This is a genomic window from Caballeronia sp. M23-90, from assembly GCF_053574605.1.
This window is the reverse complement of sequence record NZ_JBSIPA010000188.1, coordinates 1-11,696: the sequence shown is the minus strand read 5'-3', so window position 1 is coordinate 11,696 and position 11,696 is coordinate 1. Positions and strand designations below refer to the sequence as shown.

Here is an 11,696-nt window from a genome sequence, read left to right as displayed (position 1 = left end):
TGCCCGGCGCTCGCCGCCGTGAGCAAACGCCCGATCGCGCTCGTGCAGCCGCCCCATATTCCGAACTCGCTTGCGTTCGCCTACCTGGGCGTGCCGCTCGACAAACTGCTCCGGTTGCGTGCGGCAAAAATGGCCGATGCCCTCTGGTCAGCCGAGCAAATTCTCAAAGCCGGCAGTTGCGGCGCACTCGTTTTCTGGCAGCAACATATGCGCACCGAGTCGCTGCGGCGTCTGCACCTGGCCGCGCAGTCGTCCGAAACACTGTTCATGGTGGTGCGCCCGCTTGCGTGCGCGCCGGATTCGTCGCCGGCTACGTTGCGGCTGGCGGTGCGTCCGGCGGGCAGCGGCATTGTTGTCGATGTCATCAAGCGCAAAGGCCCGATCCGCACCGAAAGACTGTCCGTCACCCTGCAACCTTCTCCCATTTTGTTGAGCCCCCATGCCCGTGTACGTCGGCATCCATCTACCGCGGTTGTCGCTGGAAGTGTTCCGTCCACGCTGGTCGCGTAGGCCTGAACACGGCTGCGTCGTCCTCGACCACGACAAGGTCCTGATCGCGGACCCGGGTGCTCGCGAGGCCGGCGTGTGCCTCGGCATGAAGCGCGGCGGCGTGCTCACGTTGGCGCCCGACACGCTGATGTTCGAGCGCGACCTGGTCAAGGAACAGGACGTGATGCGCGAGGCCGCTTTTTCGTTGATGAAGTTCTCGCCCATGGTCGCGTTGTGCGACGAGGAAACCATCGTTGTGGATGTGACGGCGAGCTTGCGGCTGTTTGGCGGTATCGTGAAGTTGTGCCAGCAGATGTGGGATATCGTCGATGCAATCGGTCTCAGTGCGCGCGTGAGTACATCGCCGACGGGTCAGGGCGCCTGGCTGCTTGCCAAAAGCGCGGGCCGTGCCTACATCAGGCGGCGCGTGCTGAAAATGGCGTCGCTCGAACGCAAGCTCGGCGCGCTGCCGTTTCAGTCCGTACAGGAAGTGCGCGCGTTCGCCGACTGGTTTTCGGGGCTCGGCTGCAAGACGCTGAACGACATCCGGCGCCTGCCGCGCGCAGGCCTGAAAAAACGCTGCGGCGTCGCGCTGCTCGACTCACTGGATCGCGCTTACGGCATCGCGCCCGAGTTGTACGAGTGGCTGGCCGTGCCGCCGGCGTTCAGTGCGCGTATCGAGTTGCCGGATCGCATCGAAAATGCGGAAGCCATGCTGTTTTCCGCGCGCCGGCTGATCGTGCAAATGTGCGGCTGGCTGAGCACGCAGCAACTCGCGCTCACGCACGCCACGCTCACGCTGGAACATGAGCGCGGGCGCAGCGCCATCGACCCGACGATCATCCAGATCGCGCTTGCCGAACCGACCTGGCACGAACAGCATCTCGTGCGCCTGTTCAAGGAGCGGCTCGGGCGCACGGAACTCGTCGCGGCGGTCATTGCCATGCGGTTGAGCGCTGCAAAAATTCAGGCGGCCGAACCGCCCACCGAGACGCTTTTCCCCGAACCCGGCGGCTCGCCCGAGGACCATAACCGGCTGCTGGAATTGCTGGTTGCAAGGCTTGGCGCCGAGAATGTGCTGCGGGCGGCGCCGTCGTCGGATCATCGGCCGGAATGCGCGAACCGCTGGATTTCCGTCACCGATACCTCTCTTCCCGCCAAGCCCGAAGGCATGCCGTCGGATTTGCCGCGTCCCGCATGGCTGCTCGAAAAACCGCTGCAGCTGATGATGAAAAACCATCGGCCGTTTTATGGCTCGCCGCTGAAAACGGTGTCACCGGCGGAACGCATAGAAGCCGGATGGTTCGATAACAACCTGACCAGCCGCGATTATTTCGTCGCGCAGGCGAACGATCAAAGCTGCTACTGGATTTATCGTGAGCGGCCGGGCAGCGCGGAGGCCGACGACCCACGCTGGTTTCTCCACGGCCTTTTTGGATGACGCGCCGTGGATACGACCTTCTCCACGCTGCCCGCGTATGCGGAGCTATTTGCGTTTTCCAATTTCACATTTCTCCACGGTGCGTCGCGTGGAGAAGAGCTGGTCGCGCGCGCGGCTCAGCTTGGATACGCCGGTCTCGCGATCACCGACGAATGCTCGCTTGCGGGCGTCGTGCGCGCGCATGTGGAGGCGACGAATCTCGACTTTCCGCTTGTGATCGGCTCGTATTTCAGGCTCGTCAATGCGGACCGGTCGCCGGCGTTCGGGCTCGTCTTGCTGGCGCAGAACCGCGAGGGTTACGGCAATTTGTCGGAGTTGATCACCATCGCGCGGATGCGCTCGAAAAAGGGCGAATACCTGCTTACGCCGAACGATCTCGCGCGCCCGGACAAAGAATTCGCCCATCTGCGCGGCATGCCGGATTGCCTCGCGATCCTCGTGCCCGATTTCCCCGCGAAAGAAGCCGCGCTCGACGCCCAGGTCGAATGGCTCGACACCACGTTTGCTCAACGCGCGTGGGTCGGCTTGACGCTGCATCAGCGCGCACTCGACGATATGCACAGAGGGACAGTCGAACACATTGCATCGCTTTATAAAGTACCCGTGGTCGCAACTGGCAACGTGGTGATGCACGTGCGTTCACGCAAGCCGCTGCAGGACACCATGACGGCGATCCGCATTGGCAAGCCTGTGTCCGAGTGCGGTTACGAGCTCGCGCCGAACGCCGAGCAGCATCTGCGGTCACGGCTGCGGCTTGCGAATCTTTACCCTGAGCAAACCTTGCGGGAAACGCTCACCGTACTTTCGCGCTGCACTTTTTCACTGCAAGAACTCAAATACGAATACCCCGATGAACTCGTGCCCAAAGGCTATACATCGGCTTCCTATCTAAGGCAGGAAACGTATATTGGCGCGCAGCGCCGCTTTCCTTCAGGCGTGCCGCATGAGGTCCAGGCGCAGATAGAACACGAACTCGATCTGATCGTGGATCTGGAATACGAGCCGTATTTTCTTACCGTGTACGACCTCGTGCGCTTTGCGCGCAGTGAAAACATTCTGTGCCAGGGACGTGGGTCGGCCGCGAATTCCGCCGTCTGCTATTGCCTCGGTGTGACCGAAGTGGATCCCGCAAGCAGCAGCATGCTGTTCGAGCGCTTCATCAGCAAGGAGCGCGGTGAGCCGCCGGATATCGATGTCGACTTCGAGCATCAGCGGCGCGAAGAAGTGATCCAGTACATCTACAGGAAATATGGGCGGGACCGGACGGCGATTGCGGCGGCGGTATCGACATACCGGCCGCGCGGCGCATTGCGAGAGACGGGCAAGGCACTGGGTGTCGATCCGCAGATCGTGGATCGCGTCGCGAAGTCGCATCAATGGTTCGATACCAGTCAGGACTTGCTGCAACGCTTCATAGAATCCGGACTTGATCCGGAGAATCCGCTGATTCAGTCGTGGGCATCGCTTGCGGCGCAATTACTGAATTTTCCACGGCATTTGTCGCAGCATTCCGGCGGGTTTGTGATCAGCCGGGACAAGCTCACGCGGCTGGTTCCCATCGAAAACGCGGCAATGGTCGATCGCAGCGTCATTCAGTGGGACAAGGACGATCTGGAAGCGCTCGGCCTTTTGAAAGTCGATGTGCTTGCGCTCGGCATGCTGTCCGCAATCAGGCGCACGCTCGATATCATTTCGGAGAAACGCGGCGAGCACTTTGAGATGCAGGACATTCCACGTGAGGATAAAACGACTTACGAGATGATCTCGCGGGCGGACACTGTCGGCGTGTTCCAGATCGAATCGCGTGCGCAAATGTCGATGTTGCCGCGGCTCAAGCCGCAAAAATTTTATGACCTCGTGATCGAGGTTGCGATCGTGCGTCCGGGTCCGATCCAAGGCGGTGCCGTGCATCCCTATTTGCGCCGGCGCCAGGGATTTGAGCCGGTGACTTTTCCCAACGATGCCCTGAAGGTCGCGCTCGAAAGAACCCTCGGCGTGCCGATCTTCCAGGAACAAGTGATGCAGATCGCGATGATCGCAGCCGGTTTCACAGCCGGCGAAGCCGATGCCTTGCGCCGCGCGATGGCCGCCTGGAAACGCAAAGGCGGTCTCGGAAAATACTACGACCGGATCGTGAACGGCATGACCGAGCGCGGTTATGAAAGAGCCTTTGCAGAAGGCATATTCGAGCAGATCAAGGGCTTCGGTGAATACGGTTTTCCTGAAAGCCACGCGGCGAGTTTTGCATTGCTCGTGTATGTCAGCAGCTGGTTGAAGTGCCATGAGCCTGCGGCGTTTCTTGCCGCCATGCTCAACTCGCAGCCAATGGGTTTTTATTCGCCTTCGCAGCTCGTGCAGGATGCGCGGCGTCATGGCGTTGTCGTGCTTCCCGTCGATGTCACCATCAGCGGCTGGGATGCGGTGCTCGAGCGCGATGCCGATGGAAACAAGACCGCGGTGCGGATGGGTTTATCGCTGCTCAAGGGAATGCGCGATGGCTCAGCGGAGCGCATCGAAACGGCGCGTTCGGTGCGTCAGTTCGCGAGCGTCGGTGACCTCGCGCAACGGGCGCAGCTCGACCGGCACGATCTGCAGGTGCTGGCTGCAGCGAATGCGCTGACATCGCTGGCGGGGAACCGGCGGGAAGCGCTTTGGCAATCGGTCGCCGCCGTACCCGACAAAGACATGCTGAACGATGCACGCATGGAAGACGCAACGCCTGTGCTGGGCGCTCCGTCGGAAGCCGACGATATCATCAGCGACTACAAGACGGTCGGTTTATCGCTTGGACGCCATCCGCTTGAATTGCTGCGGGCGGAATTGCTTGCGCATCGATTGATGCCGGCGGCGACGTTGCACAGTTATCGCAATGGCAAGCTCGCGCGTGGTTGCGGTTTGGTGACCGTGAGGCAGCGGCCGGGGACCGCGAAGGGTGTGATGTTCGTCACGCTGGAAGACGAGACGGGAAATGTGAATGTGATCGTGTGGCCGAGTTTGCTGGAAAGGCAGCGGCGCGAGGCGCTGGGCGCGACGCTGCTTGCGGTGTATGGCACCTGGCAATGTGAAGGCGAGGTGAAGCACCTTGTTGCACAGCGGCTGGTGGATATGTCGCATATGCTGGGCGGGCTGGCCAGTGTTAGCCGGGATTTTCATTAAACCCTTTTCATGAACTCTTTACCCCACCTCCGCCAACATCGCCTTGACCGCGCTCATCGATTCCCGCCGCAATTCCTGCAAGTCGACGCCCTTGATGACATCATCGCTAACGACCTGCTTACCCGCCGAAAACAACGCTGCCAAAGACGGCCGTCCCCCCGATGCAACCGGCCCTATGGCTGGATCGTGCAGGCCGAAGTAACGCGGATCGTCCAGCCGATACACCGCCACATCCGCCGAAAATCCCACTGCAATCCGACCGACCTCCGGCAAACCCAGCACGTTCGCTCCACCCGCCGTGCCCCAGTGCACCACTTCATCCACCGTCGCGGCATCGGCGCCACCCTCAAAACTCCCACCCCGATAAACCGCCTGCGCCGCCATCCCGCGCCGCGCCCGTTGCGCGAGCCAGGCCATGTGGACCTCTGAAATCATATCGGCGGCTTCATTCGATGCCGCACCGTCCACGCCGATGGACACCGGCACGCCCGCATCCGCCATCTCGCGGATCGGCGCGATGCCGCTGCCCAGACGTCCATTCGATTGCGGACAATGCGCCACGCCCGTGCGCGTTTGCGCGAGCATCGCGATTTCGTCGGCATCGAGCTTCACGAGATGTGCGTACCAGACATCGCTGCCAAGCCAGTCGTGCTCGCCGCAAAACGCAACCGGCGAACATGCGTGCATGGCATGCGCGCTGTCCTGATACGACACGGTCTCCGACAAATGACTATGCAAACGCAACCCGAGCCGCCGGGCAACCGCCGCGGTCTGCCGCATCTCGGCCGGGGAGATGGAATACAAAACCGTGGTCGGCGCCATCACGACGCGGCGCATCGCCCGCGGCGATGCATCGTGATAAGTCGCCGCAAGCCGCTCGATATCCGCAATATACGAATCGATGGATTCAGGCCGCAACGCGCTCGGCAACTCCGCTTCCAGTTGCCGGGTTTTTGTCGCGCCGCCGCGCAGCAGCACGAAACGCAAGCCGAGATTTTCGGCTTCATCGAAGAGAATGGCGGAACTGTCGAACGGCATGCCCGGGTAATACACGTAGTTGTGATCGGCGACCGTCGTGCAGCCCGAGCGCATCAACTCGATCATCCCGATGCGCGCCGCGAGACGGAACCGTTTTTCGTCGAACGATGCACGGAAGCGATACGGCGTTGCTGCAAGCCACGGGGTCAACGATGCGTTGAGCCCGGCCGTATCGCCCTTGAGCAAGGACTGAAACAGATGATGATGGGTGTTGACCCATGCCGGATAAACCACGCAATCGGTAGCATCGATCACCGTCTCACCGGCATGCGGCACGAGCGCGCCGATCGCCTGGATAGTCTCGCCTTCAATGCGGATATCGGGGCCTGCCGCACGCGACGGATCGTCGGGGCTGCCTGCGCCACCTGTCATGATGGCCGCTGCATTTCGAATCAGGATACTCATGTCATCGCGCTCACAGTTCGCTTTCGTGCCAGCCGCGCAAACCGATGCGCGACACCCATGCGGTGATGCCAAACAGCACCACGCCTGTTACCGTAATCAGGAACAACGCAGCAAAGAGCCGCGGAATGTTCAACTGAAAACCCGCTTGCAGGATCTGATAAGCAAGCCCCGCGCCGCTGCCGCCCGTGCCGGCCACGAACTCGGCCACCACCGCGCCGATCAGCGACAACCCGCTCGATATGCGCAAGCCACCGAAGAAATACGGCAGCGCACTCGGAATGCGCAGGCGCACGAGCGTCTGCCAACGTGTCGCGCGATTGATGCGAAACAGGTTGATCAGCCCCGGGTTCACGCTACGCAACCCGAGCGCCGTGTTCGAGATGATCGGGAACAGGGCCACGAGCGTAGCGCAGATCACGAGTGCGAAGGTGGTGTCCTTCACCCAGATGATGATGAGCGGCGCAATCGCGACGATCGGCGTGACTTGCAAAAGAATCGCGTACGGGAAAAAACTCGCTTCGATCAATGGACTCTGCACGAACAGCAACGCAATCGTCACGCCAATCACGGTTGCAAGCGCGAACGCGAGCAACGTGATCTTGAGCGTTGCAGCCAGCGCCGCGAGCAGCATCGGGCCGTCTTTCAGCAACTGGATTGCAATGTCGTGCGGCGCGGGTACGAGATAAACCGGCACTTTGAACAACGCGCACCAGCCTTCCCATAACAGCAATATCACAATGCCGACGAACCAGGGCGCTGCGGCTTTCATTGCCCCGGGACGATGCAAGAGCGGTCGCCTCTCGACCTTCGATAACCGTTTCATGGCGGACGTGCGGGACGTAAGTGTCGGGCTGGTCATCAGTGCGCTCCTAGAGAAGTGCGATGTGCGTCGCTGATGAGATCGGAGAGCGTCTTGCAATGCTGCATGAAAGGCGCGGACACGCGATACGCATCGTCGCGCTCCGCGGCCCCGTCGATCGCCACCTCCGCAATCACCCTCCCCGGCCGCGCCTGCATCACGACCACGCGCTCCGACAAATACACCGACTCGTAAATGCTGTGCGTGACGAACACGACCGTCATGCCGCGCTTTTTCCACAACGTACGCAGATCGCTGTCGAGCTTGTTGCGCGTGAATTCATCGAGCGCGCCGAAGGGTTCATCGAGGAGCAGCAAATCGGGTTCGGTCACAAGCGCACGCGCGAGCGAAGCACGCATCTGCATGCCGCCCGACAACTCGCGCGGCCGCACCTTGCCGAAATTTTCCAGGCCGACGTTCGCGAGTGCGTCGGCAACACGCGCATCGGCGTCACGCCTTGGAACGCCCGCAAGATCCAGCGGCAAACGCACGTTATCCGCAATGCTCGCCCACGGCATCAATGTCGCTTCCTGGAAGACCATCGACATGCGGCGACCGGCTGAGCCGACCGTATCGAAAGGCTGGCCCCACCAGCGCATGTGTCCGTGCGTCGGCGTCTCGATACCCGCGAACATCTTCAGCAACGTGCTTTTGCCGCAGCCCGACGGCCCGAGCAGCGAGACGAAATCGCCTTGAGGAATCGTCAGCCGCACATCTTCCAGCGCAACCGTGCCGTTTGCATAGATCTTGTCGACGCGCTGCACCGAAAGCGCAGCCGCGGCATCAGGGGGATTGGCGTTCATGCTTCACTCCTCCGTTGCAATGCGAAAGACTTCGCGCTCGCCGTGCTCTTCGAGCAGTTTCAGCAACATCCGGCGCATCAGCAGACCAGGTTGATCCGACGCCATGTGGCACTCCTGTTGACGACGAATGTCGATACACGCGTCATAGTCGGTTGCCTCGAGAATCTCGCGGTCTTCGTCGGTGATGGGACGATCCCAGTCGATCAGCTCCTGTGTCGAGCACGCCTCCTCGCTGTCGTTGCGGTAGAGCCATTGCACGAGCATCATGGTTTTATCGTCGATAGGCGTAGCGCAGTTGTAGATGATGTGATGCACGCCGCTTGCCGGATACATGCAGCCGAAGCGCCGCGAAAACGGCATGAACCACCGGTTCACGAGGTGGCGTTCGGTGACGTCGTCGGTCGTGCCCGTGATGCGGAAACTCGCCTGCGGATTGCGAATGGGCACATGCGTTTCCGCTTCGAAGCCCCATTCACTGGGGCGAAATTCATACTTCGACGGTTGCGGACTATTGAAAAGACCGAAGTTCGATTTATGCACGAAGCTGAAATGCGAATTGTCGAATGAGTTTTCCATCATGCGCAGCGGGCTCGTGTTCCACTGCTCGTAGAATTGCATGATGCGTCTGTAGCCCGGCGTGAACTCCTCCGGAAACTCGGGAATGGGTTGCAGCGGCTCTTCGAGCGCGACCCACGCGTAACCGTAACGCTCCTCGCACCTGAACGACTCCACGATCGCCCGCGACGGAATCTCGCCGCCCGCGTTCTGCGGGATCTTCACGCATTGCCCCGTGCAGTCGTAGGTCCATCCGTGATAACCGCACGCGATGTTGCCATCGCCGTCTACAAAGCCTTTCGAGAGCTTGGCGGTTCTATGACAGCAGCGGTCGCGCAACGCGTGAGGTTTGCCGCCCGCGCCCTTCCACAGCACGATGCTGACGCCCAGCAGCGTGAACGGCTTGGGGCCATCGTCGAGATCCGACACGGGCATGATTGCGTACCAGAAGCGGCGCAGGACTTTTTGACGTGTAACCAGCATGATTCGATTCCCTTTTATCAGCGCCGCTTACGGCATGACCTTGGCGGTCTGGATGTACTGCAGCGTGTAGGCGCTCTTGTAGTCGGTACTGGCCTTGAGAAGCTTCGCGCCGACCATGTAGTCGTAGGTCTTCTTCCAGCGGGCATCGGTCATCGCGCCTATGCCGAGCGTGCCTGCGTCGCCCCCTGTCACGAGCTTGAGTTTCTTCAGTTGCGCCACGCCGAACGCGAGCTGCGCATCGGTCATCTCGGGGTTGTCCTTCTTGATCAGCGCGTTGCCCGGAGCCGGATTGGCGAGGTAACTTTTCCAGCCTTCCATCGACGCCTTCACGAAACGCGCAGTCACGTCGGGCCGGTCGGCGAGCGTCTTGCGCAAGCCGACGATGGTCGTGTTGTAGGGCGGATAACCGTCGTCGGCAAAGAGGAAGAAGTGGGTCTTCACGTGCGCCTGATCCGCCTGGAATGTTTCCGATGACGGATACGCCTGCATCGCGACATTCGGATCAACAAAGAACGGTTGCAGGTTGAACGTGTAAGGGCGCGTCTGGCTGTCGGTATATCCGTATCTGGACTTGAGCCACGGCCACCAGCTTGTCCTGCCCGCACCGGCGACCAGGATCGTCTTGCCCTTGAGATCGGCGAGGTTCTTCACATCGTCGTGAACCAGCATGCCCTGCGGATCGAATTGAAACGATGCCGCCACGGTCGTGACTGGAATCCCCGCCTCCACGCTGGACAGGACCTGGAAGTCATAGCCAAGGATGAAATCCGCCTGTCCGCCAACGAGCAATTGCATGCCGTTCACTTGCGGACCGCCCATCTTGATGGTGACATCGAGGCCGGCTTGTCTGTAAAGCCCGGTAGCCAGCGCCTGATAAAAACCGCCGTGCTCGGCTTGCGCGTACCAGCTTGTGAGCACGGTGACGGAATCGGCGGCGTAAACAGGGGAAACAAGAATAATGCTTAAAACAAGCACTGAAAGATGAAAGAAGCGACGTAGAACACGCATGTTTTTTGACTCCGCGAGTGAACGTGGGGAGCCAGCTACGACGCCTGAACGTGTTCCGGATTGCCGATGCGCACAACAAGGGAGATGGTGGGGCAACTACACGCACGCTCCTTGTTGAGCGAGATCGGACGATCCCGTTCAAACGCCGACGCTGGTCGACGCGGGCGCGCGATGCGCCCCAAGAGCAATGCCCCATGCTGGTTACTGCGAATACACCAGACACTAGCCGCTTCTACTCTGCAATGTTTCTAAGCGAATTTTATGCCAATGATTCTATAAGGCCCGAACGTCGCTGACAAGCGATGCCGGCGTGCACACCGCACCCGCGCGATGCACGCTCGCACCGCCGAAGTGCCCGGCCATTATCAACCAGCGAACGCTCATGCAAATCCCCGCGTTACACTACGCCCGAACCCGGCGCCCAACCTGCGTGGAAACCCCAAGTGGCAAAAGTCTCTACCATTCGCGATGTTGCCGAACTGGCGGATGTGTCGAAAGCGACCGTCTCGCGCTACCTGAACGGCAGCCTCGTGCTGCCGCCTGACACGGCCAAACGCGTCGATGACGCCGTGCTCGCGCTCAACTATCGCCAGAACAGTCTCGCCCGGCGGCTCAGCCTTGGAAGCAGCGAGACCATCGGCCTCGCCATGCCGGAAGTCGCAAATCCATTCTTCGCCGAACTCGCCGACGCCGTCGAGGAAGCCGCCTCAGCCAGCGGTTATGGCCTCGCGCTCTGCATCACGCGCAACAAGCTCGAACGCGAGGCGCTTTATTTGAGCTGGCTCGACACGCGTCATCTCGACGGCCTGATCTTCGCGACGAACCGACCGGACGATGGGTCATTGCGAAAGCTCATGGGCGAGCGCGCGAACATCGTGCTGGTGGACGAGGACGTGCCGGGCGCGGACGTGCCGCGTGTTTTCGTCGATAACATCGAAGGCGGTTATCAGGCCACCCGCCATCTGCTCGACGCCGGCCACAAGCGGATCGCGCACGTGACCGGTCCCGAAGCGCTCTTCACGGTGCAGGAACGGCTCGCGGGTTACAAGCGCGCACTCGCCGATGCACAGGTCCGCTTCGATCCGAAGCTCGTCCACTTCGGCTCTTACGATCGCGCCTTCGGACGCGAAATCGGCACGAAACTCGTCACGAGCGCAAAGCCACCGACCGCGCTGTTCGCGACCAGCGACTACATTGCGGTCGGCGTGCTCGATGCGCTGCGCGAACGCGCGCTGAGCGTGCCGGACTACATGTCGATAGTCGGATTCGACGACATGGAGTTCGCCAACCTCCTCATGCCCGCCATCACCACGGTGCGCCAGTCGGCCGCCGAACTCGGGCGAACGAGCGTGGCGCTGCTGGTATCGATGCTCACGGGCAACGTCACGTCTGACCCTGCCATACATCGCCTGCCGGTGCGCCTGATCGAACGCGCGTCGGCAGGCGATGTATGGCAGGA

General features: G+C 61.0%; 8 protein-coding genes and 1 pseudogene. 4 read left to right on the top strand and 5 right to left on the bottom strand.

The window, feature by feature from the left end:
- The 3 genes and pseudogenes from ACRXB1_RS18825 to ACRXB1_RS18815 all read left to right on the top strand — a co-directional run.
- A pseudogene (locus ACRXB1_RS18825) lies at nt 1-510 on the top strand (translesion DNA synthesis-associated protein ImuA); the annotation flags it as partial.
- Nucleotides 440-1,930: a Y-family DNA polymerase gene (locus tag ACRXB1_RS18820; protein ID WP_449492848.1), complete on the top strand. Its 1,491-nt coding sequence runs from the start codon at nt 440-442 to the stop codon at nt 1,928-1,930. The pseudogene ACRXB1_RS18825 and the gene ACRXB1_RS18820, both read left to right, overlap by 71 nt.
- A gap of 6 nt (nt 1,931-1,936) precedes the next feature.
- Nucleotides 1,937-5,086 carry an error-prone DNA polymerase gene (locus ACRXB1_RS18815; protein WP_449492847.1) on the top strand — a complete coding sequence of 1,050 codons (3,150 nt, stop codon included), beginning with the start codon at nt 1,937-1,939 and terminating at the stop codon, nt 5,084-5,086.
- Between the two features lie 18 nt (nt 5,087-5,104).
- Here the strand turns inward: ACRXB1_RS18815 and ACRXB1_RS18810 are convergent, their stop codons facing one another.
- The 5 genes from ACRXB1_RS18810 to ACRXB1_RS18790 are packed head-to-tail and all read right to left on the bottom strand — an operon-like array spanning nt 5,105 to nt 10,237.
- Nucleotides 5,105-6,529 carry an amidohydrolase family protein gene (locus ACRXB1_RS18810; RefSeq protein ID WP_449492846.1) on the bottom strand — a complete coding sequence of 475 codons (1,425 nt, stop codon included), beginning with the start codon at nt 6,527-6,529 and terminating at the stop codon, nt 5,105-5,107.
- Nucleotides 6,530-6,539: 10 nt separating this feature from the next.
- Nucleotides 6,540-7,352 (bottom strand): ABC transporter permease, encoded by an 813-nt coding sequence (locus ACRXB1_RS18805; RefSeq protein ID WP_449492849.1) that lies wholly within the window; start codon nt 7,350-7,352, stop codon nt 6,540-6,542.
- Nucleotides 7,353-7,387: 35 nt separating this feature from the next.
- Nucleotides 7,388-8,191 (bottom strand): ABC transporter ATP-binding protein, encoded by an 804-nt coding sequence (locus ACRXB1_RS18800; protein ID WP_449492845.1) that lies wholly within the window; start codon nt 8,189-8,191, stop codon nt 7,388-7,390.
- Nucleotides 8,192-8,194: 3 nt separating this feature from the next.
- On the bottom strand, nt 8,195-9,229 hold the full coding sequence (locus tag ACRXB1_RS18795) for a Rieske 2Fe-2S domain-containing protein (protein WP_449492844.1): 1,035 nt from the start codon (nt 9,227-9,229) through the stop codon (nt 8,195-8,197).
- A 27-nt stretch (nt 9,230-9,256) separates the two neighbouring features.
- A complete protein-coding gene (locus ACRXB1_RS18790) occupies nt 9,257-10,237 on the bottom strand; it encodes an ABC transporter substrate-binding protein (RefSeq protein WP_449492843.1) in 981 nt (326 codons plus the stop codon).
- 443 nt (nt 10,238-10,680) lie between these two features.
- Here ACRXB1_RS18790 and ACRXB1_RS18785 point away from each other — a divergent pair.
- Nucleotides 10,681-11,696, top strand: a 1,016-nt coding sequence (locus ACRXB1_RS18785; protein ID WP_449492842.1) for a LacI family DNA-binding transcriptional regulator, incomplete at its 3' end; no start/stop codon positions are given.